The sequence below is a fragment of the Ralstonia sp. NFACC01 genome (genome assembly GCF_900115545.1).
GTDB lineage: Bacteria > Pseudomonadota > Gammaproteobacteria > Burkholderiales > Burkholderiaceae > Ralstonia > Ralstonia mojiangensis.
Genome location: NZ_FOWV01000002.1, coordinates 261,526 through 283,551 on the forward strand (window position 1 = coordinate 261,526; position 22,026 = coordinate 283,551).

19 protein-coding genes are annotated in these 22,026 nt (G+C 64.8%); 13 read left to right on the plus strand and 6 right to left on the minus strand.

All coding sequences use genetic code 11. The features are described 5' to 3' along the window. Positions 1–16 precede the first annotated feature (16 nt). Positions 17–901 (minus strand): aldo/keto reductase family oxidoreductase, encoded by an 885-nt coding sequence (locus tag BM136_RS05850; RefSeq protein WP_092970969.1) that lies wholly within the window; start codon positions 899–901, stop codon positions 17–19. Positions 902–1,017: 116 nt separating this feature from the next. Between BM136_RS05850 and BM136_RS05855 the strand changes: the two genes are divergently transcribed. The 3 genes from BM136_RS05855 (at position 1,018) to BM136_RS05865 (ending at position 4,233) form a co-directional block, all read left to right on the plus strand. Next, positions 1,018–1,920 (plus strand): LysR family transcriptional regulator, encoded by a 903-nt coding sequence (locus BM136_RS05855; protein ID WP_092970970.1) that lies wholly within the window; start codon positions 1,018–1,020, stop codon positions 1,918–1,920. 204 nt (positions 1,921–2,124) lie between these two features. Continuing rightward, positions 2,125–3,105, plus strand: coding sequence for an ABC transporter substrate-binding protein (locus tag BM136_RS05860; protein ID WP_092970971.1), 981 nt, complete (start codon positions 2,125–2,127; stop codon positions 3,103–3,105). Positions 3,106–3,222: 117 nt separating this feature from the next. Then, positions 3,223–4,233: a VOC family protein gene (locus tag BM136_RS05865; RefSeq protein ID WP_092970972.1), complete on the plus strand. Its 1,011-nt coding sequence runs from the start codon at positions 3,223–3,225 to the stop codon at positions 4,231–4,233. A 16-nt stretch (positions 4,234–4,249) separates the two neighbouring features. On the opposite strand, the gene BM136_RS05870 is transcribed toward BM136_RS05865, so the two are convergent. Next, a complete protein-coding gene (locus BM136_RS05870) occupies positions 4,250–5,089 on the minus strand; it encodes a DUF4349 domain-containing protein (RefSeq protein WP_092970973.1) in 840 nt (279 codons plus the stop codon). A 155-nt stretch (positions 5,090–5,244) separates the two neighbouring features. Next, positions 5,245–6,891 (minus strand): APC family permease, encoded by a 1,647-nt coding sequence (locus tag BM136_RS05875; RefSeq protein WP_092970974.1) that lies wholly within the window; start codon positions 6,889–6,891, stop codon positions 5,245–5,247. A 362-nt stretch (positions 6,892–7,253) separates the two neighbouring features. Here BM136_RS05875 and BM136_RS05880 point away from each other — a divergent pair, with 362 nt between their 5' ends. Beyond that, positions 7,254–8,609: an MATE family efflux transporter gene (locus tag BM136_RS05880; protein ID WP_092970975.1), complete on the plus strand. Its 1,356-nt coding sequence runs from the start codon at positions 7,254–7,256 to the stop codon at positions 8,607–8,609. 20 nt (positions 8,610–8,629) lie between these two features. Here BM136_RS05880 and BM136_RS05885 read toward each other — a convergent pair whose 3' ends face one another. Then, on the minus strand, positions 8,630–9,226 hold the full coding sequence (locus BM136_RS05885) for a helix-turn-helix domain-containing protein (protein ID WP_092970976.1): 597 nt from the start codon (positions 9,224–9,226) through the stop codon (positions 8,630–8,632). An 87-nt stretch (positions 9,227–9,313) separates the two neighbouring features. Here BM136_RS05885 and kbl point away from each other — a divergent pair, with 87 nt between their 5' ends. From kbl to BM136_RS05930, 9 genes are all read left to right on the plus strand, one after another. Then, complete coding sequence (kbl, locus tag BM136_RS05890; protein WP_092970977.1) at positions 9,314–10,531, plus strand: glycine C-acetyltransferase; 1,218 nt, start codon at positions 9,314–9,316, stop codon at positions 10,529–10,531. After that, positions 10,531–11,514 carry an NAD-dependent epimerase/dehydratase family protein gene (locus BM136_RS05895; RefSeq protein WP_092970978.1) on the plus strand — a complete coding sequence of 328 codons (984 nt, stop codon included), beginning with the start codon at positions 10,531–10,533 and terminating at the stop codon, positions 11,512–11,514. Before kbl ends, BM136_RS05895 begins: the two co-directional genes overlap by 1 nt. A gap of 109 nt (positions 11,515–11,623) precedes the next feature. Further along, positions 11,624–11,869, plus strand: coding sequence for a hypothetical protein (locus BM136_RS05900; RefSeq protein WP_092970979.1), 246 nt, complete (start codon positions 11,624–11,626; stop codon positions 11,867–11,869). A gap of 586 nt (positions 11,870–12,455) precedes the next feature. Continuing rightward, on the plus strand, positions 12,456–13,457 hold the full coding sequence (locus tag BM136_RS05905; protein WP_092971339.1) for a LuxR C-terminal-related transcriptional regulator: 1,002 nt from the start codon (positions 12,456–12,458) through the stop codon (positions 13,455–13,457). A 74-nt stretch (positions 13,458–13,531) separates the two neighbouring features. Then, positions 13,532–15,988 carry a poly-beta-1,6 N-acetyl-D-glucosamine export porin PgaA gene (pgaA, locus tag BM136_RS05910; RefSeq protein ID WP_092970980.1) on the plus strand — a complete coding sequence of 819 codons (2,457 nt, stop codon included), beginning with the start codon at positions 13,532–13,534 and terminating at the stop codon, positions 15,986–15,988. 50 nt (positions 15,989–16,038) lie between these two features. After that, a complete protein-coding gene (gene pgaB, locus BM136_RS05915; protein WP_254775642.1) occupies positions 16,039–18,201 on the plus strand; it encodes a poly-beta-1,6-N-acetyl-D-glucosamine N-deacetylase PgaB in 2,163 nt (720 codons plus the stop codon). Position 18,202: 1 nt separating this feature from the next. Further along, positions 18,203–19,489: a poly-beta-1,6-N-acetyl-D-glucosamine synthase gene (pgaC, locus tag BM136_RS05920; RefSeq protein WP_175537088.1), complete on the plus strand. Its 1,287-nt coding sequence runs from the start codon at positions 18,203–18,205 to the stop codon at positions 19,487–19,489. After that, entirely contained in the window at positions 19,486–20,493 is a 1,008-nt protein-coding gene (locus tag BM136_RS05925; RefSeq protein ID WP_092970981.1) for a poly-beta-1,6-N-acetyl-D-glucosamine biosynthesis protein PgaD, read from the plus strand. The genes pgaC and BM136_RS05925 overlap by 4 nt, the downstream gene beginning before the upstream one ends. 380 nt (positions 20,494–20,873) lie before the next feature. Next, entirely contained in the window at positions 20,874–21,104 is a 231-nt protein-coding gene (locus BM136_RS05930; RefSeq protein WP_092970982.1) for a hypothetical protein, read from the plus strand. Between the two features lie 212 nt (positions 21,105–21,316). On the opposite strand, the gene BM136_RS25355 is transcribed toward BM136_RS05930, so the two are convergent. Both BM136_RS25355 and BM136_RS05940 read right to left on the minus strand, forming a co-directional pair. Further along, entirely contained in the window at positions 21,317–21,595 is a 279-nt protein-coding gene (locus BM136_RS25355) for a hypothetical protein (RefSeq protein WP_175537089.1), read from the minus strand. A 154-nt stretch (positions 21,596–21,749) separates the two neighbouring features. Continuing rightward, the gene (locus BM136_RS05940; RefSeq protein WP_092970983.1) at positions 21,750–21,944 is read right to left on the minus strand and encodes a hypothetical protein; all 195 of its coding nucleotides are present in this window, start codon (positions 21,942–21,944) and stop codon (positions 21,750–21,752) included. Between the last annotated feature and the right edge of the window lie 82 nt (positions 21,945–22,026).

Genomic DNA, 22,026 nt, shown 5'->3' on the forward strand with positions numbered 1-22,026 from the left:
GCCGCCATGCGCAGAATCACGCCGCCTGGGGCGAGGCATGTGCAACGGCGTCGAGTTCGCGCATCGCATCTTCCGGCAACGTCATCGCCGCCGCGCCCAGGTTCTCGCGCAGGTGGGCGACCGACGAAGTGCCCGGGATCACCAGGATGTTCGGCGACCGGTGCAGCAGCCACGCGAGTGCGGTCTGCATTGGTGTTGCGCCAAGCCGCGCTGCGACATCGTTGAGCGTGGACGACTGCAGCGGGCTGAACCCGCCCAGCGGGAAATACGGGACATACGCAATGCCGTCGCGGGCAAGCGCGTCGATCAGCCTGTCGTCGTTTCTGTGGGCGAGGTTGTAGTGGTTCTGCACGCAGACGATCTCGCAGATCCGCCGTCCTTCTGCGATCTGGTTGGCCGTGACGTTGCTCAGCCCGATATGCCGCACCATCCCCTGACGTTGCAGTTCGGCCAGGACCGTGAGGGGCGCCTCGATCGATCCTTCGGCGGGGCCGTGCGTGTCGAACATGATCCGCAGGTTCACCACCTCCAGCACATCCACGCCGAGGTTGCGCAGGTTGTCGTGCACCGCTTCGGTCAGCGCCTGCGCAGAAAACGCCGGCAGCCACGCGCCCTTCGCATCACGCCGGGCACCGATCTTGGTGACGATGAGCAGGTCGTCGCGATACGGATGCAACGCTTCGCGAATCAACTGATTCGTGATGTGCGGGCCGTAGAAATCGCTTGTGTCGATATGGTTGACGCCCGAGGACACGGCCTCGCGCAATACGGCAAGCGCCGCGTCGCGATTCTTGGGCGGGCCGAAGACGCCCGGGCCGGCGAGCTGCATGGCGCCATAGCCGAGACGGTGCACCTGGTGGCCGCCGATGGAAAACGTGCCGGACTGAACGATGAGAGACATGGTCACACTCCTGTGTCGAAGATCGACGAAGAAAAAGGGCATGACGGCAGAGTAGGCGCAAGCGCGGTGCGCGATAAGTGGACATAATCCGCACGGGTTGTACGAAAGGGCGAACAATGAAAGTCGATCTGGGTGATCTGAATGCCCTCGTGGCGGTGGCGCAGGCCAAGGGCTTCCGCGAAGGTGCAAGGCTGATGGGCGCGAGCGCATCCGGGCTCAGCGAGGCGGTGCGGCGGTTGGAGACGCAGCTCGGTGTGCGCCTGTTGAACCGTACGACGCGCAGCGTCTCACCCACTGAAGCGGGGCAGCGTCTGCTGAGCCGTCTGCGACCCGCATTGAGCGAGGTAGAAGCCGCGCTTGATGTCGTCAACAGCTTTCGCGAAAGACCCGCCGGCACGCTGAAGCTCAATGTGCCGATGAGCGCCGCGAGGCTTGTGCTGCCCACCATCATCCCGGGCTTTCTCGACGCTTATCCCGAGATACAGCTGGAGGTCGTGGCCGAAGAGAGCTTTGTCGACATCCTGGCTGCAGGTTTCGATGCAGGCATCCGTTATGACGAGCGGCTCGAACAGGACATGATCGCCGTCCCGATCGGGCCTCGGTCCCAGCGGTTCGCAACGGCAGCGGCACCCGGCTATCTCGATCGACGCGGCCGGCCCGCCCATCCGCGCGACCTGCTCGGCCACGCTTGCCTGCGCGGTAGGTTTGCAAGCGGTGCGATGCCGCCGTGGGAATACGAGCGTGATGGTGAAGTGGTTCGGGTGGAACCGTCCGGTCCGCTGCTCGTTCGCATTGGGGGTGCGACCGATCTTGTCGTGGACGCAGCCCTGGCCGGCGTGGGCGTTGTCCATCTCTATGAAGACTGGCTGCGTCCACACCTTGCCAGCGGTGCGCTCGAACCCGTGCTCGAGGATTGGTGGCGGCCGTTCCCGGGGCCGTATCTCTACTATCCGGGGCGGCGCCTTGTTCCGGCGCCGCTCAGGGCGTTCATCGATTTCATCAAGGCCGCTTCGGACTAGCACGGCACTTCCAGCTCTTGCGGCAGAGCCGGCTTACTGCTCGCGCGCCCACTGCGGCACTGCTTGGGCAACGGGGTTCCATCGAGTTTCCGTGATGGCTTCGTAGGACGCGCGCGCCTTTTGCACAATCCACGTAGTACGCGGTGGCGGTCATGGCTCGCACACTTGGGGCCGTTGTCCACTTGGCCATCGGCCGTTCGCACCATGCAGCACGTTCGCCTCATGCTTGAGTACTTTCACCCGTGGACGAATGCTGCCGGGTTTTACCTCGCGCGTGCCAAGGGCTGGTTTGCGCGTGCAGGGCTGGACGTGGAAATCGTCGTGCGTGACGACGCCCGAGGCGACACGCTCGATCACGTCATGCGCGGCGATGTGCATCTGGGTGTGTGCCCGACCCGGCGTGTGCTGGCCCGTTTTGAGACAGGCGAGTCGGTCTGCGGTGTGGCCGCCGTCAACCAGCGCAGCCTGGAAGCCATCCATTCGGTGAGCGGGCGCGGCATCACCCGCCCGCGCGATCTCTGCGGGCGCCGTGTGGCGCTCAACCCCACGGTGCGTGCGCGCGCCTTGCTGGCCGACATCGTTCGCGCAGATGGCGGCGACCCCGATGCCGTGAAACTGGTCGACGCCGGTGTGCGCGAGCTGACGTTCGATGAACTGCGTGATGGCGCGGCCGATGCGAGCTTCGGCAGCTACTGGGCGTGGGAGGGCGTAATGCCTTCATCCCTGCCTGATGCGCAGCGCCAGGTGTGGCCGATCGATGAGATCGGCGCACCGTCGTATCACAGCTACCTGCTGGCTGCGGATGCGCGCTGGCTGGAGCGGAATGCAGGCGTGGTCAGCGGTTTGCTGACCGCCGCCTCGCGCGGGTTTGCCGCAGCCCATGCAGATCCGGCCAGTGCGCTGCCGCTGTTCGAGCGCGTGATCCCGTATTTCCCGCGAACCACGCTTGCCCGATCGTTGCGCGCGGTGTCGACCACGTGGCTGAGTGATGGCGTTTGGGGCCGGCACGATGCGTCGCTCATGTCGGGCTACGCCGCGTGGCTGGCCCGGCACGGCATCGTCCGCCGGCCGCACGCATGGTCGGCCGCGGTGACGGATGCGTTCCTGCCGCCGCGCGCCACGCGTGTCCCCGAGAAGCCGTGCCTGCAGGCACCACCGGGCGCATTGGCATACGCCGGCCCGTAGTTGTCGGGTGCGATCGCGTTCCGATACTGAAGCGGCGGACGGTTTCCCCAACCGTTTTCATCCATCACTCATCACCCATCACCCAAGACGACGCCTGCGCGGCGTCAGGAGACGGTCATGACACTAGCGTCAGTGGCATCGGTATCGGTCAGCGGACCGAGCTGGTCCGGCGATTTCCTGCGCACGCTGCAGGCCCCCGCAAGCGGTGTGAGGCGGGTGGGCGGCGATGCATGGTTGCGGGTCGAGCCAGGTCGCGCCGCTGCGCCGCGTGCCGACGAAATCGTCGTCAATGATGTGATGTTCGGGGTCGATGACGTTGATGTCGCGCATCGCCGGGCAGTGCGTGCCGGCGCGGCCGATCTGGCACCGCCGCACTGGGGCGTTCTGCCCACGCCGCATGGGGAGCGCCCTGTGCGCATGGCACGCGTGGGCGGTATCGGCCATGTCACGCACACGTTTGTCGAGCGCGACCCTGTCGCCCGCGATGCCGCCTTCGATGGAAGGCAGGGGCTTGACCACCTCGCGCTGTGCCTGCCTTGCGGAACCATGGGCGCAACGGTTGCGCGTTACGAAGCGGGCTTTGGCCTGCATGTCACGCAAACCGAGCACATCCAGACGCGCAGTCTCGGCATGATCAACACGGTACTGCAGAACGCCAGCGGCAGCGTGAAGCTCGTGCTCTCTGCGCCCACACCGACCAGCCAGACGACGCAACTGCACCGCTTTGTCGACGTGCACGGCGGCGCGGGCATTCAGCACCTGGCGCTGCGTGTGCCCGCATTGTTGGCGCATAGCCTTGCACTCAAACGCCACGAGGTGAACTTTGCGGGCTCCATGCCTGAAGTGTTCGACGCCATGCTGGCGCGGATCGGGCACTGCCCGGTCCCGCGCGACGCTGCCTTGGCGCTTGGCATCATGGCCGACCGCGATGCCGATGGTCTCTTGTTGCAGTCATTTCTGGCGCCGTCCCGAACGGCCGAGCCAGTGTTCTTTTTCGAACTGATCGAGCGTCAGGGCGCACGCGGATTTGGCGCGGCAAACATCCGCGCCCTGTTCGAGGCGGTGGAGCGTGTGCAAGGTGCGCCCGTGGTGGCGGCTGAGTCGCAACGTCAGCCGGCCACGGTCTAGCGCTCCGCGCGATGGCTCATTGGGCTGTCTTGCGCTGGCGCCATTTGCGCCGCAGCTTGATGAACAGTGCCACCAATACCGACAGCACGATCCCCCAGGGCAACAGATAGGCCGCCGCTTCAATCACGCTCGCACTGGCGCGCACCAGTGAGGGCAGGAACTCGCGCAAGGCATTGCCGATGGGCGCCCAAAGGCTGCGCGCTGCCGTCTGCCGCGTGCTCAGGTCGATTGACAGCACCTCGCGGTTGACGCGGTCCATGAGGTGCGTGTTCTGGCCAGTGGCGGCCTCCAGTTCCGATTGCGTTTCCGCGAGCTTTTCTGCGATCAGGATCAGGTCTTCCACCTTGGTCGCCTTGCGCTGCAGGTCGAGCAGGCTTGCACGGTAATTCTTCAGCATCTCCAGGCGCTTGCCGACTTCGGCAATCGGCTGGCCGAGGTCGTCCACGTGGGTGCCCTGGCTGACAACGCCACCGCTATCGGTCAGGCGTTTGCGCATGGCTCGGACCCCCTCGGGGCTGGCGCGCAGGTTCAGATGGGCGGTGCCGCCGCGCTGGTCGCGTTCGAGCTGGATGATGGCGTCCATGACCGTGCAGTGCCATGTGGCCTCATTCACGCAGGTGTCCTGCAGCTCGCGGTACAGGCGCGCGAGCTGCGGGGTGTCGACTTCCAAAGAGACGCGGTGCTCGTAGGCGAGAAAGCGCTGCTCGGCGCGATCGGCCATCTTGGCGCTTTCGGCGGGCGCCGGCGCGGCAGCCGTCATCGCGGGCGATAGGCCGCCGCTGGGGCCGGATTCTTCTTTCTTGCTGCAAGCGCTCAGGGACAGCGCGATCAGGAGCAGGCCGAGGAGTCGAGTCATGGGCAAATGAAATGGCGTTGGGTTGTACGCAAAGTCCGGTGGGTTGCGGCGCAGTCTAGCGCACACAGCTGAGCAGATCCCGGCAGCGCGCAGGCAAGAAAAAACGCCCGCCGGCAGAACCGGTCGGGCGTTTTTTTTTGCGAACAACAGCGGTGTCAGGCGCGTTGCGGCACGGCGCGCGGCGCACGCTTGGTGTCGTGCGCTGGCACGTCGTCATGTACGTGTTCGACCTCATCCAGATAGCGCGTGTGCCAGCCGCTGGCCACGCCCCAGTGGTAGAAGAACAGCGAGAGCACCGCCACGATGCCCATGTCCCAGCCGTAGGGGATGTAGCCGTGGCCGCCAAACTCCGTGCTGCCGCAGTACGACAGCGCAGCGATGGTCGGCAGGTAGGCGATCATCCACCACGCGCCCTTGAGTTCCGTCTTGAAGTCGGGCCAGCCGGCCTTAGCCTGGTAGTAGAAGTACACGGGCAGAGCCACCAGCATCAGCACGATGATCTCGCCCGTCAGCGGCCACTTGGCCCAATACAGGATGAGCGACGCGCACACAAACGCGAACGGCGCGATGAGCGAGAGCCCCGGCAGACGCAGCGGGCGATGCAGTTGCGGCGACGTGCGGCGCAGCGACATCACGCTGATCGGGCCAGTCAGGTACGAGATGACGGTGGCCACCGAGATGACGGCAGCCAGCGCGCCCCAGCCACGGAAGAAGAACAGGAAGATGAACGACACCGCCAGGTTGAACCACATGGCCGGGCGCGACACGCCAAACAGCGGGTGCACGCGACCGAAGATGGCCGGCATGGTGTTGTTGCGCTCCATCGCGTAGATCATGCGCGTGGTGGTGGCCATGTACGTGCTGCCGGTGCCCGACGGGCTCACGAACGCATCGATGTACAAGACGATGGCCAACCAGTTCAGGTTCAGCGCGATCGCCAACTGGGCGAACGGCGAGTGGTAGTCGATGCCGTGCCAGCCATTGACGAGCGACTCAGGCGGCACCGCACCCAGGAAGGCCACCTGCAGCGCCACGTAGATCACCGCAGCCAGCAGGATCGAACCAATCACCGCGATAGGCACGTTGCGGCCTGGGTTGCGTGCCTCGCCCGCCAGGTTGATCGGGCTCTGGAAGCCGTTGAATGCAAACACGATGCCGCTGGTGGCAATGGCGGTCAGCACTGCAGACCAGCCGTACGGGGCAAAGCCCTGTCCTGCCACATTCGCGGCCGAGCTGCCACCAAAGTTGCCCGGGTGGAAGCCCGCTGCAACCAGCGCCACCGCCGTTGCGGCCGGAATGATGAACTTGAAGATAGTGATGGCGTTGTTCGCCTTGGCAAACACCTTTACGCCCCAGTAGTTCAGCAGGAAGTACACGACGACGAGCACCGCCGACAGGACCAGCCCCGGCGGCGTCAGCTCACCGTGCTGGAACAGCGACTGCGCCCAGGGCCACGGCCAACTGCTCATGTATTGGATGGATGCCTCAGCCTCGATGGGGATGACGGTGACGATGGCGATCCAGTTGGCCCAGGCCGCCACGAAGCCCACCAGCGACCCGTGCGAGTAGCGCGCATAGCGCACCATGCCGCCGGATTCCGGGAACATCGCGCCCAGTTCGGAATACGTCAGGGCAATGGCCAGGATGACGACGGCGCCGATGATCCAGGTGAAGATGGCAGCGGGGCCCGCCACCTTTGCAGCGTGGCCGGCGCCGAACAGCCAGCCGGAGCCGATGATCGAGCCCAGCCCGGTCAGCATCAATGCCCAGGCGCCGAGATTGCGTTGTACGTTTTTTTCCAAGAGGAGTCTCCGCCCCGGCGAGTCGGAAGTTCGACAGGGCATCGCGGTTGCTTACCAGTCCGCTTAGTTCTACCGAGGCGACGCTGTTTGGGCGTCGCCCGCCGTCCCATGTGGTGGGTGTCACCAGCCTAGGACATGCGTGTGCCGGATGATGCGTAGCATCAACCGCACCCGTCCGGCCGCGATGAAAGGCAAAACACGGTGTCTGCCTTCCGGGGGGGATTCGCGTATAGTCGTCGGCGACGTTGTGCGGGGTGCCGCACTTGCCGCCCGATTCCGGAGCCCGCAATGGGGCGCAATGATAGCGAAATCGTGAGCGGTTGCACCGCCTTTTTCATCGTTCCTCGCAGTTTTTTCTCCCCATGGAGTCCTCTCTCGCCACTTCGGTTGCACCTGCGTCACCTGCGCAGTGGCACCGGCGCGTGCTGATGCTGGCATTTCCCATCGTGCTGGCCAACCTGACGCAGCCGATCCTCTCGGCGGTGGATACCGCCGTGGCTGGGCATCTGCCGGGCCCGGAATACATTGGCGGCGTGGCGCTGGGCGGGGTCTTCTTCAACTTCGTGTTCTGGGGGTTTGGCTTCCTGCGCATGGGCACCACGGGGCTGGTGTCGCAGGCGCACGGCGCGGGCGACACGCGGGCATTGCGCGCGAGTGTGGTGCGTGCGCTGCTGCTGGCATTTGCCATTGGGGCGACATTGCTGGTGCTGCAGGTGCCGGCGATCCGCATCACGCTGGCGCTGCTCGGTGCGAGCGAATCCGTCACCCGCATGGCCGAGGTGTATTGCCACACGCGCATCTGGTCGGCGCCGTTTGCGCTGGCCAACTACGTGGTGCTCGGCACGCTGCTTGGGCGCCAGCAGGTGCGGCGCGCTTTGCTGCTCCAGGTTTTCATCAACACCGTGAACATGGTGGCAGTGCTGACCTTGGTGCTGGGAGCCGGCATGGGCGTGGGCGGTATCGGCGCGGCAACGGCGCTGGCTGACATTGCCGGATTTGGGCTCGGCATGCTGCTGCTCTGGCTGCAACGGCCCGTGGGCTTGCCGCCGCTCACGCGCGCCGAACTGCTCGCCCGCGACGCCTGGCGCCGGCTGATGGGCCTGAACACCGACATCTTCCTGCGCACGCTGTGCCTGCTGGCCGCCTTCGGCTGGTTTGCCCACGCGGGCGCGAAGCAGGGCGATGTGGTGCTGGCGGCCAACGCACTGCTGCTCAACTTCCTGACCTTCATGGCCTACGGGCTGGACGGTTTCGCGCACGCCGCCGAAGCGCTGGTGGGCGCCGCCATGGGCGCCCGGGACCGCGCCGCGCTGCGCATGGCGGTTCGCGTGTCAACGTTCTGGTCGGTGCTCGGCGCTGGGCTCTTTGCGGCCGTGTACGCGCTGGCGGGTGCCGGCATCATCGGCGTGCTGACCGATCAGCCTGCCGTGCGTGAAGCCGCGCGCCACTATCTGGTGTGGGCGGCGCTGCTGCCCGTCGTGTCGGTATGGGGCTTCCAGTTTGACGGCGTGTTCATCGGCGCGACGCGCACACGTGAACTGCTGGTGACGATGGCCGTGGCGGCTGCCGCGTTCTGGGGCTTGTCTGTCACGCTGCAGCTGCTGTGGGGCAACCACGGGCTGTGGTTGTCGATGCTGGGGTTTATGGCGCTGCGCGGGCTGATGCTCGGGGTGCTGCTGCCGCGCGTGTGGCGAGCGCCTCAACTGCAGGCAGCCTAGGCAGCGTCAATCTGCAGCGGCTATTGCGCGTATTCCACCACCAGTAACGCCGTCGCCACCGTCTTGCCGGCGTTTGAGATGGCGTGCTGCACATCCCCCGGATAGCGCGCCGATTCCCCATGCCGCACCTTCTTCTCACTCGGGCCGGATTGAATGGTTACCGTGCCGCTGAGCACCGAGATGTGCTCCTTCGAGCCCAACTCGTGCGGCTCTGACGCGAGCACGCCGCCGGGCTGGATCGCCAGTTCATACCATTCAAAGCGCGCCGCCAAGTCCACAGGGCCAAGAATCTTCAATTCGCACTTGCCATCCGGGCTTTTGATGACTGGGATGGAGTGAGCGGGGATGACCGTCACAGCGGGCGCGGTGTCGGCCGCGCCTTCGGGCGACAGGAAATCGGCCAGCCCCACGCCAAGCGCGGTGGCCAGGCGCCACAGCACCGCGACGGTCGGGTTGGCCAGATTGCGCTCGACCTGCGAGAGCATGGATTTGGACACGCCTGCGCGCCGCGACAGTTCATCGAGCGACAGCCTGCGGGCCTGGCGCAGCGCTTGCAGCTTGGCACCAACGGCGGGCGGGCCGTCGGCGAGGACATCGGTGGCGGGGGCTTGTGCCATCGGTTGGTATCTTGTAAATTGAACGAATTATTCGATATATCGAACATGTTCGATTTATCGATCAACGCAGTCTACAGGAGCAGCACCATGGGGACAACGCAAGCCAATGCTTCCACCGACGCCTTCTACGCGCACATCCGGCGCGAATTGGAGGCGATCGAGGAAGCCGGTCTCTACAAGACCGAGCGCATCATCACCTCGCCGCAGGGCGCTGTGATCCGCACGGCTGACGGCAAGGAGGTCATCAACCTCTGCGCCAACAACTACCTCGGCTTGTCGTCGCACCCGGAGGTGCTGAAGGCCGCGCACGAGGCGCTCGACACGCACGGCTTTGGCCTCAGCTCGGTGCGCTTCATTTGCGGCACGCAGGATCTGCACAAGACGCTGGAAGCGCGGCTGGCGAAGTTTCTCGGCACGGAAGACACCATCCTCTATGGCTCGGCGTTCGATGCCAACGGCGGTTTATTCGAGACGCTGCTGGGCGCGGAAGACGCCGTCATCAGCGACGAACTGAACCACGCATCGATCATCGACGGCATTCGCCTGTGCAAGGCGCAGCGCTATCGCTACAAGCACAACGATCTCGATGATCTGCGCGCGCAATTGCAGGCCGCCGACGCGGCGGGCGCTCGCTTCAAGCTGGTGTTTACCGACGGCGTGTTTTCGATGGACGGCACCATCGCGCGGCTGGATGAGATCCGCGCCATCTGCGACGAATTCGGCGCGCTGCTCGGCATTGACGAATGCCATGCCACGGGCTTTCTCGGCAAGCGCGGCCGCGGCTCGCACGAGCACCGCGGCGTGTTCGGCAAGATCGACATCATTACCGGCACGCTGGGCAAGGGGCTGGGCGGCGCGTCGGGCGGCTTCACGAGCGCGCGCAAGGAAGTGGTGGCACTGCTGCGCCAGCGTTCACGGCCGTATCTGTTTTCGAACACGGTGGCGCCGTCCATTGTCGGGGCGACCATCAAGGTGCTCGACCTGCTGGAAGCCGACACCGCACTGCGCGACAAGCTGGAAGACAGCGCGCTGTATTTCCGCCGCAAGATCGTCGAGCTGGGTTTCGATATCAAGCCGGGCGACCATCCGATCGTGCCGATCATGGTGTACGACGCGCAGAAGGCGCAGGCGCTGTCCAAACGTCTGCTTGAGCTGGGCGTGTACGTGGTCGGCTTCTTTTATCCGGTGGTGCCCAAGGGACAGGCGCGCATCCGCGTGCAGATCAGCGCCGTGCACGAGCGCGCGCAACTCGATGCGGCGCTCAAGGCGTTTGAAACCGCCGGCAAGGAACTGGGGATCATCTGATGAGCACGGGTACCAGCGCGAATATTGGAACGGCGCCGCGCATCCTCATCATCGGCGCCAACGGGCAATTGGGGACGGAGCTGGCCGCCGCGCTGGCCGAGCGCTACGGCACGGGCAACGTCGTGACCAGCGACATGGTGCCCCGTGGCCGCCACCCGCAGATTCGCCACGAAACGCTGGATGTGACCGATCGCGGCCAGCTGCGCGAGATCATCGAGCGCCACGGCATCACGCAGATCTATCACTTGGCGGCGGCGCTGTCGGCTGCAGCAGAGCAATCGCCGACATGGGGCTGGGCGCTCAATATGAATGGCCTGCTGAACGTGCTGGAAGCCGCGCGCAATCATCAGCTTGAGCGTATCTTCTGGCCCAGCTCGATTGCCGCGTTCGGGCCCACCACGCCTGCGGACAACACCCCGCAGAGCACGATCATGGAGCCCAAGACCGTCTACGGCATTTCCAAGCTGGCGGGCGAGGGCTGGTGCCGCTGGTACTTCGAGCACCACGGCGTGGATGTGCGCAGCCTGCGGTATCCGGGCCTGATCTCGTACAAGACCGCACCGGGCGGCGGCACGACCGACTACGCCATCGACATCTTCCATTCGGCCGTGAAGGGTGAGCGCTATACGTGCTTCCTTGATCACGACGAGGCGCTCCCCATGATGTATATGCCCGATGCCGTGCGCGCCACCATCGAGTTGATGGAGGCCCCGGCCGAGCGCATCACCGAGCGCGGCAGTTACAACCTGGCAGGCGTGAGCTTTACGCCGGAGCAGCTGGCAGCGGAGATCCGCCGGCATCGTCCGTCGTTCGAGGTGGCGTATGCGCCGGACTTCCGCCAGGCGATTGCGGCCAACTGGCCGAACTCCATCGACGACTCGGTCGCCCGGCGTGACTGGGGCTGGAAGCCCGAATACGGTGTGGCGGAGATGACGACGGACATGCTGCAGAATCTTGCCCACTTGGCTGCACATCCAGCCTAGGCAGCTTCAGTTAGGGGAATTGCGGGCATTGCAGGGCGCTGTTTTGTGTTTCGCTTCGATCGGTTGTGTTCAACAATGCAGCATGGCCATCACATCTCGTCCCTGCCGCATGTCTTCTTCGACGCCTGATCCTGCGCCGCGCCATCGCGACGATCCGCCGCCAGCCAAGCGCACATGGTGGGTGCCGGTGCTGCGCATGTCGGTAGCGGCGGGCGCGGTGGCGGTCATTCCTCACACGTCCATCCAACTGCCGTTTGCCGACGGCGCCTGGATGCTGCATGCGGCTGCGGGGCTGATCTTCATGGTGGGCGCCATCGACAGCCTGTTCCTTTTTGCCATGCGCCATAGGCACTGAAGGGGCGCATCGGTCATCTACCCGCTGCTGGGCATGCCGGCAATGTGGCGCCTGCAGCGCCCGCTCGGTAAGTTTTAAAACAGGTTGTAAAAACGTTCAGTGGACAACCGATGGCATGATCGGGTCTGTCACCACACACCGCGAATTCGTAACTAAATCGTTACAGAAATAGAGTGGATTTGCGGCATCGCACCAATCGAGGCCGCTGCCCGCTGATCCTTTGCCACTGCGGGTTTCGCCCGCCTTCTGCACGACGTCATTTGTGCCGCAAGTGTAAGCAGATGTTGCGCTGCACGGAGGTGGCCCGATGCTTGCTCTATGTCGTGCGGTCACTCTGGATGTGCAAGGCAGTTCCGCCACATCCAGAACATGTTTTTCCAATAAGCGAATCCGGAACCGGCTTGATCCTTACGGTCCACGGTCCCCACGGCATTCGCACTTCGCTTCTCCAGAACCGGCACTCCGCCGGCGGCAGGGCGCTTCTCTCGGACGGTCCCGGGGTTTCGACGGTCACATGCGTGCTCGCCCGCAGCGGCTGGCCTGCGCGCGCCTGACCGGAATCGCTTCACAAGAAAACGAGGAAACCATGAAAGCAGTCCTGCTGGAGAATCATCCGTTGCTACGAGCCGGACTTGCGCAGTTGCTCGCGCATCCCACCCTCGGCCTGGAGGTCGTCGCCCCGGCATTGCCTGCGGGCATTCCTGGCGAACTGCACGCGTTCGATGAGCGAGCCGATCTGCTCGTCATCGGCATGGACGAGGCCGAGGGCCCGATCAACGCCGGTGAATTCGCTGCCCAATTGCGCGAGGCTATCGACGCCAGCGAGGCCAGCCGTGTGGTGCTGCTGGCCGCCAGCCTGTCTGCCGAAGAAGCGCACGTCGCCATGACGTGCGGGGTGGACGCCTACTGCGCCAAGTCGCAATCGCCGGAAGTCTTGCTCGCCACGCTGCGGCTGGTACTCGCCGGCGGCCAGTCGTATCCGGCGCTGATGCCGCGTGCGGCCAATGCCGCCATGCCGATGCTCTCGCTGGATGCATCGGAAGCGGCGCAGCGGCTGAATGTTTCGCTGCGACAGTACGAAGTGCTGGTGCTGCTGTCACGAGGTCACTCCGTCAAGGGTGTCGGCCGCTTGCTGGGCATTTCGGAAGCCACCGTCAAGACGCACGCGTGCACGCTGTATCGACGCCTGAACGTGCGCAACAAGAGCGAAGCGGTGTATGCCGCCATGCGCCTGGGGATTCCACTGGAACTGCAAGGCGGGGCTGCCGCCACGATCAGCGCTGCATCTGCGCAGACATCGGTCCAGGTGTCTGGCGATGCGCAACACGCAGACGTGTTCGTGCAAACCGCTGCACGCACACCGACTCCGCTCCAGGCCACTGCACCGGCCCGAGACGCGGTGATGGCGTCTTCATCCCCCCAGCCGGGGGCGTCCGAGCGGACCGCGGCATCGGTGACCGCATCGGGCGCTGAACTGGGCGCCGAGTCTCGCTGGGCTGCCATGACGCGTGCCTTCGGTGGCGTGACGCCTGCCAAGCCAATGCGCGCCCCGGTGCGCGCCGCTAACGGTACGGCCCGCCTCGGCTGACTCAGCCCGGTCCGCCCTTCATGCAATTGCGGATGGCGTGCGCCCGCACGTCCCGCTCACTGGACATGACAACAATGACAACCCACGAGCCAATCTCTTGGAGCCTACCGGCCGAGCGCACCAGCGCGGCCGCGGCATGGCATCCCCGCCGCTGCGCGATTGCTGCTGCCACCGTTGTGGTGGTCGGCACGGTGCCGATGATCGCGCACGCCGCGACCGACGATGCTTCCAACGCGGCCACGCGCCGCTTGATCGATACGCAGCTGACCGACGCCGCGGCCAAGGGCCCGGCCGCGTTTGCATCCACGACCGTCATCGCCGGCGGTGATGACGTGCCGGCGTCTCCGGCCAACACGCTGCTCGTGGCGCAACAGGCGGTGCCGCCTGCAGATTCGTCCGTTATGAAATCGCCCGCGGCAACTGCGCCGGCCGCCACGTCGCCGATGCCTGCTGTTGAGGCAGCGCCTCCGCCTGCGCCGCCGTCGCCCACGGTGATCCTGCCCCCAGGCGCCCCCGCACCGGATACGGCTGCACAGGCGCCGGCCGTGCCTTCGGGCCCGAGCGCTCAAGGGCCCGGCGCGCTCGAACCGCTGCCGGTGTCGCCGGAAGCAGCCAATGCGGCGGCGACCCACGCCGCCGGCAATGCGCCCGACAACGCGCCCGTCGGCCCGATGCCGACCGACCGCCAGGCCTTTCACGACGAGGTCATGCGCGAGGCGCGCGAGGGTGCGGCCACGCTTGCGCAAGAAAACCTGCGCCAGCATCCGGACTGGTTCAAGGAAAGCGAATCGTGGCACGTTGACCATGCCGCCGCCGCACAGCGCATCCGCTGGGGGCGTCAGCAGTTGAAGGTCATCAACGGGCCGGAACGCTTTGTCATCATCGATCAGGCTGTGGCCGAGATCGAGGCGCTGCTCAAGAAGGTGCCCGATACGCCCGAGAACGCAGAATTTCGCCAGGAAATCGTGGCGGATGAAGTGGTGGCACTGGCTTCGCGTGGGCGCATGAAAGACGCCGTCAAACGCTACGAAGCCATGTCGCAGACGGGCAAGGTCCCCGCCTATACACGCGTAGCCGCAGGGGATGCCTATGCGTATCTCGATACGCCGGACAAGGCCGCCGCGGCGTACGCGCAAGCGCTCAAGGATGCGAGCCCGGGCGAGATCGAAACGGGCGATGTCCAGGAAGGCCTCTTCTACGCCATGCTCGATACGGGCCGCTTTGAAGACGCCCGCGCGCTGCTCGACAAGATGAAGGCCGACAACCCGGAATACGTGCGCCTGGCGCCGGAAGCCGGTACGCCCAATCCCGATTACTCGCGCATCAAGCGCTTGGAAGCGCAGTACCTGATCCTGACGGGCCGCACGCACCAGGGCATTGCCGAGCTGGACAAGTGGCGTCACGAAGCACCGTTTGCCGCATCGCTCGTCAGCGCGCGTGCCGATGGCGCGATGGTGCAGACCGAGCCGTATCGCTCGCGCGACATGTACAAGACGGCGCTTGCCGAGCACCCGGATGACCTGAGCGTTGTGGCGGGTTACGGCCGTGCGTCGTTGGCGGTAGACGATCTGAAGACCGCCAAGGATGTCGCCAACGGGCTGGACGAGCGTTTTCCCGAGAACGGTTCCGTGCGTGCGCTGCGCAAGGATCTGGATGTTTATCAGAGCCCGCAGCTCATCATCCAGTCGACGGCGGACAAAGGCAATTCGGCGTTCGCCAACAACGAATACGGTATCGACACCAAAGCCTACACCGGCCCGTTTGCCGATCACTACCGCCTGTTCTTCCATAACTTTGCCGGCCGCGCGCAGTTTGACGGCGCATCGCAGAGCCGCGTGCGCAACGGCGCAGGCCTGCAGTGGTTCGACACCGGCGTCGAGGTGAACGGCGAGGTGCACCAGTCCGTCGGCGCGGTGGGCAAGACCGGCGGCACGCTGGATGCCACCTGGATTCCGAGCGACCACTGGAAGGTATCGGGCATGGTCACGAACGATGACCTGGAGGTGCCCTACAAGGCGTACCAGGTGGGCGTGACCGGCAAGACCGTCAGCGGCAACGTGCGCTACACCTGGGACGAAACGCGCTACGCCTCGCTCACGTACGGCGTGTCGCGCTACACCGACGACAACCTGCGCCAGCGCGTGGCAGCCAACTTCTACCAGCAGGTGTTCACCTCGCCGCGGCACACCATCGGCGTGCTGTTCGGGGCCGATACCAGCCGCAACACGATGACGGGCCTGAACTATTTCAGCCCATCGCGCGACTACAGCGGCCAGGCCACGGCCATCTGGTCGTGGACACCCTGGCGCTACGCCGACAAGTCGTTCACGCAGCGCGTGTACCTGACCGGCGGCATGTACAACCAGCAGTCGTTCGGCAACAGCCCGATGTACGAAGCGCGGCTGGAGCACGTGTGGCAAATCAATCGCAAGACGCAGGTGTCTTACGGCATCGGCTTTGGCCGCCATCGCTATGACGGCCAGCCTGAGAACCGCAAGTTCCTGTACCTGAACCTCAACATTCCGCTGTGATGCCCATGCAAGCTCTCCGACAACCGTCATTGCGACGATTCTTCGCCTGGATGGCACCGAGACTGGCGTTGGCCCTGACGTTGGCTTTTCTTGCCGCCGTCCGGCCTGCCGCTGCCGTTCAGGTGGACTTCCTGCCCAAGCCCGATCCGGACGACGGCAAGACGTTCCGCGTGCTGTGCTTTCACGACATTCGCGACAACCTGCGTGCCAGCTTTGAGACATTGCCCGACGGGTTTGCCGTCGACACCAAGATGCTGACGAATATGTTCAGCTGGATCCAGGCCAACGGCTACCACCCGGTCACGCTCGCGCAGATCGACGCGGCGCGCCATGGCGGCAAGCCGCTGCCCAAGCGCCCGATCCTGCTGACGTTCGATGACGGCTATGAAAGCCACTACACGAAGGTCTTCCCGCTGCTCAAGCAGTTCCGCTTTCCGGCGGTGTTCGGCCTGGTGACGGAATGGACCAACGCCCCCCCCGGTGCAAAGGTCAAGCTGTCGGACAAGCAGATCGTTCCGCGGGACTTCTTCATGAACTGGAACCAGATCCGCGAGATGCAGGCCTCGGGCCTGGCAGAGTTCGCCACCCACACGCAGGACATGCACCACGGCGCGCTAGGTAACCCGCAGGGCAACGAGATGCCGGCGGCCAGCACGCACGAATACCTTCGCAACCTCGGTCGGTACGAAACCGATGACGAGTACCGCAAGCGCGTGCGCGACGACCTGCAACGCAGCATCGACATCATCCAGAAGAACGTCGGCACCAAGGTGCAGACCGTGGTGTGGCCGTACGGCGCGCACAACCTGATGCTCGACCAGGAGGCCGCCAACGTGGGGTTGAAGTACATGCTCACGCTGGAGCCGGGCCCGAACACGCCGGATGTGCCGCTCACCGCCATCCGCCGAAGCCTGATGGGTTACGACACCAACACCGGCGATCTGGAGCGTTCGCTGCGCGAGCCCGTGACCCATCACGGCGAGATCAACCCCGTGCAGCGCGTGGTGCAGGTCGACATGGATTACATCTACGACCCGGACCCGAAGCAGCAGGAAGCCAACCTCGGCAAGCTGATCGACCGCATCAAGGACTTGGCGCCGCGTGTGGTCTACCTGCAGGCCTTCGCCGATCCGAAGGGCAACGGGGCTGTGGATGCCGTGTACTTCCCGAACCGCCACATGCCGATGCGCGCGGACCTGTTCTCGCGCGTGTCATGGCAGTTGAAGACGCGTGCAAAGGTGGAGGTGTACGCCTGGCTGCCGATGCTGTCGTACAAGCTGCCGGCCAACAATCCCGCCGCCACACACCTTGTGCAGTCGTTGCCGGGTGCGCCGCAGAAGCCGGGCTCCGTCAAGCCACCGCGCCTGTCGCCGTTCGATCCGCAGGCGCGCCAGATGATCCGCGACATCTATGAGGACCTGGCCAAGAATTCGGTCATCGACGGCGTGCTCTTCCACGACGACGGCGTGCTCGACGACTACGAAGATGCCAGCCCCGCCGCGCTCAAGGCTTACGAGGCCATGGGCCTGCCCGGCGACATCAACCAGATCCGCCAGTCGCCCGAGCTGATGCAGAAATGGTCGCGGGCCAAGACCGCTGCGCTGATCTCGTTCTCGAAAGAGCTGATCGCGGTGGCGCAGGGCTATCAGAACGGCCGCGACATGCTGACCGCGCGCAACATCTTTTCGGGCCCGGTGCTTGACCCGAAGGCCGAGGCCTGGACGGCGCAGAACTATGACGACTTCCTGGAGGCGTACGACTACGTGGCGCTCGAAGCCATGCCGTACATGGAAGAAGCCAAGGACCCGAAGGACTGGATGAAGAAGCTGACCGCCGCCGTGGCCAAGCACAAGGATGGGCTGAAGAAGACCATCTTCGAGCTGCAGGCGGTGGACTGGCGCAATCAGGACAAGCCGATCCCGACGACCGAACTGCGTGACCAGATGCGCGCGCTGCGCTCGGCAGGTGCTCTGAATTACGGCTACTACCCGGATGACTTCATTGCCGGCCGGCCCGATACCGAGGTGCTGCGTGATGTGATGTCGCTCAAGACGTATATCGAGACACGCAAGCCGCCCGGCGGCGACAAGGGCAGCGTTGAAAAGCTCAACAGCACCTCGCTGCCGCAGAGCCAGCCGCCGAATGCTGGCGTGGACAGGAAACCCGCGACGACCGAAGCGGCCACGTCGTCCAGCACCAAGGCGGGAGGCTGATATGGAAGTGGACTTCCTTCTGGCCAAGCGCTGGATCTCGGATTTCGTCTTCTACTATCCGTTCTTCATGTCGTATTTCTGGATGATCGGCGGGCTGCTGCACTACTTCCTGCTCGAACGGGGAACGGAGCACGTGCGGCACCCGCTGGCACTGCTGGGGGTGAAGAGTTACCCCAAGGTGTCGATCATCGTCCCTTGCTACAACGAAGAGGCGAACGTGCGGGAGGTGATCAGCCATCTCGCACGCATGCGGTATCCGAACTACGACATCATCGCCGTGAATGACGGCAGCTCCGACCGCACCGGCGAGCGGCTGAACGAACTGGCTGCGGAGTATCCGCAGTTGGTCGTGATTCACCAGTCGTCAAACCAGGGCAAGGCGATCGGCCTAACCACCGCTGCACAGGTGACCGACGCCGAGTACCTGATGTGCATCGATGGCGATTCGATCCTGGATGTGGATGCGATTGCCTGGATGATTCGCCACCTGATGGAGAACCCGACCATGGGCGCGGTGACGGGCAACCCGCGCATCCGCACACGCTCGACCTTGCTGGGGCGCATGCAGGTGGGCGAGTTCTCGTCGATCGTGGGGCTCATCAAACGCACGCAGCAGATCTATGGCCGGCTGCTGACGGTGTCGGGTGTGGTCGTGATGTTCCGCAAGCGCGCCATTGAAGATGTCGGCTACTGGAGCAATGACATGCTCACCGAAGACATCGACATCAGCTGGAAGCTGCAGGTGGGCGGCTGGCTGATCCGCTACGAGCCGCGCGCGCTGTCGTGGATCCTGATGCCCGAGACCTTCCGCGGCCTGTACAAGCAGCGCCTGCGCTGGGCCAAGGGCGGCATCCAGGCGATGATCAAATACGCGCCGGCGATGGCGAGCCTGCGGCAGTCGATGATGTGGCCCATCTTCTTCGAGTACGCGCTGTCGGTTGTGTGGGCCTACAACATGCTCATCGTCATCACGTGGTCGATGGTCAGCTTCTTCGTCGAGCTGCCCCCCGAGTGGCGCATGGAAGCGCTCCCACGCTGGCACGGCACGCTGCTCTTCATCACATGCGTGCTGCAGTTGCTGATCGGCTGCTTTATCGATCGCCGCTACGACGACAACATCCTGCGCTACTTCATCGACACCGTCTGGTATCCGGTTGCGTTCTGGATCCTGAACCTTGTCACCACGGTGGTCGGCTTTCCGGCCGTCGCCTTCCAGCGTACGCGTGCCCGTGCCCGCTGGACCAGCCCTGACCGGGGCATCCAACAACAACAGGGGAATTCGCCATGACCATGCTCGTCATTGATGTTTCGCGAAACTCGATCCGACAGTCGTTTTCGGACAAGGGTGTCGTCGGGACCTTGCACCATGTGCTGTGGTTCCGCATTTTCCGGCCGGTGCTCGTGATCTCGATCTGGGGCATGCTGGGCCTGTATGTGGGCTACTCCATCAGCAGCGTGGGGCCCAGCGGCCTGCCATTCGAACAACTGCGCATGTACGGCAACATCATCGCGGGCATGGGCGGCGTGCTCGTGGTGTGGATGGTCCTGTCGCGGCTGGACCGCGCCATTCGCCGCAAGCTCACACGTACGCCGGCAGCGACGGCTGCGTCCGCTGGGGCTTCTGCTCGCGCATCGCGTGCGGCGTTGCATGCGCAGCAACCCGCCTGGCACCGCCCGCGCAACACGCGCCTGCTGGTGGTCGACCACGACGATGACGGCGATATCACCCACGTGCGCTCTTGGCAGGAGTGGGCAGGCCGCCCAGCACCCGCCGGCACCGCCACGCCGCCCATGCCGTTCACCCGCAGCCCGGAATACGATCCGGAAGAGCCGGTACTGGGCTCTCGCCCCGTCAGCGAGGCGATCGTGCTGGAGAACCTCGATCGCGAAGAGCCTTCTCTGGCACGCGTTGATGCACCTGCACAAGAACCGCGTGACGTTGTGAAGGCCGTGGAGGCGGTGACGGCTGATGCCGCGGGCTTCCACCGTTTTGGCTATCGGGGCCGTCTGGGCCGCAACGATTGGGTCGAGCCGCAATCGCCCCAATCGCCGGTCCAGACGTACGCGATGCGGCCCGGCATGGCCCGTCACTACGGCAGCGTGACCGCCGTGGTGCATGGCCGTGCTGCAGTGCACGCGGCGGACCGAACCACGGAACGCCATCGCGCCCTGCATGCATTTGGTGCGCATGCACAACTGGACGATCCGTACGTGCGACTCCCACGCGTCGAACGCATTGACCCGCTGCACGGCTTCGGCCGCCGCGCCAACATCGTCGCCGACGACATGTAAGGTCGCCTGCCGAGCTCAGCGCTCAGCGCCCCGGTGATGCGAGTCACCGGGGCGCATTCTTTTGCGCAATTGACTTAGCGCAAACGGAGGAGGACGGACTTTTCTGCGATGCGCAATCGTTGCCGCCGGTGCGCTGTACCGCACGGCAAACGCTTGGCGCACCATCCTTGACCATGGGGCTGCAGAGCTCAGCGGACGATGCGCGGATTTGCCCCTCTTGAATGCGGCTGCGTGCGTGCCTATGCTGGCTTCTCCTGCAAGCCCAGCTACTCTCTCACGCTGTTCTTGGTGGCTCTTGCAGTGCTCATGGTGTCAGTGAAAACCAAGCCCACCCCTGTCACGAGTGCGTGCCGTGACCAACAGAAAAGCTGGAGCCAACTGTGCTGAGTCCCCATGAATTTGCCGTCCTGCTGCTCGTCAACGACGGCGCTGAATCCGACGACCTGGATCGCGCCGATGTCGAAGCGCTCATCGAGCGACAGCTCGTGACGCTGGAACGCCGTGGCCCCGACCACAGCTATGCCCGGGTCACCCTCCAGGGCTACGTTCTGCTCAAGGCTTCCGGACACGTCCGCACCGGTGGCCGCCGTTCGATGGCTGTGTCTCACTAGGCGGTTCTTCCTCATTGCAGTGCAACCAGTCGCTGCCTGGGCGCTACGTCCAGGAGGGCGTGTGACGTGCCTGCGATCGATACAAACAGAAACACTCTGCTCGTGGCCCCGGCGTAGCTTGTGCGCTCGCCTGCGGGCCAGGGGGCCGGCTTCTTGCTGAATTGCAGAGGCCTATCCTGAATTTCGACGCCCCAACGTCGGTGGGTAGGCACTCATGACAACTCAAGAGGAGCCACCCCATGAAAAACAAACACACCCTGCTTGCCGCGTTGTTTGTACTCGCCGGTACTGCTGCCCTTGCGCAGCCCATGCCGCCGCCACATCCGGAAGACCATGAACATGAACGTGCGGAGCGTATGGAGCATGAGCGACACATGGAGCGCCGCGAGGAACACCGTGAACTGCGCGCTGAGCACCGCGACATCAAGCGTGATCGCGAAGCCTTGAGGCACCGCGAACACGAGGCGCGCGAGCATGCGCACGAGGTTCATGAAGAGATGGAACACCGTTGATCGGGCGTGACCCGACGACGGCGCCCGACCGCGCGCACACGGCAAACCAGCGGGTCGGGCGTCGTCTCGATGCACAGGGTCCGCTGACCGTGATGTCCGTGCCCTGCCGCGTGCGCTGAAGTGCAGGGAATCATCAGCCTCCACCAATCCCTTGGACGATCTTGCCGCTGCCTTCGCACATGGGGCAGGGGCTGCCGTCGTCGCGTTGACCGGTGCCGTTGCACGTGGGGCAGACTGCTTCGCCGCTGCTGGGCGCTCCGGGCGCCGCTTCGTCGCCCGGAGCGGCCGGGGCAGGGGGCGTGCCGGGGATGGGGTTTTCATTGTTCATGAGGTGCTCCTGAATGCGCTCGAGGCGGTACGTGTTGCTTCAAGGGTGCGTGGCCGGAGTGTTTGGCGGGGCCGTGGGCGGA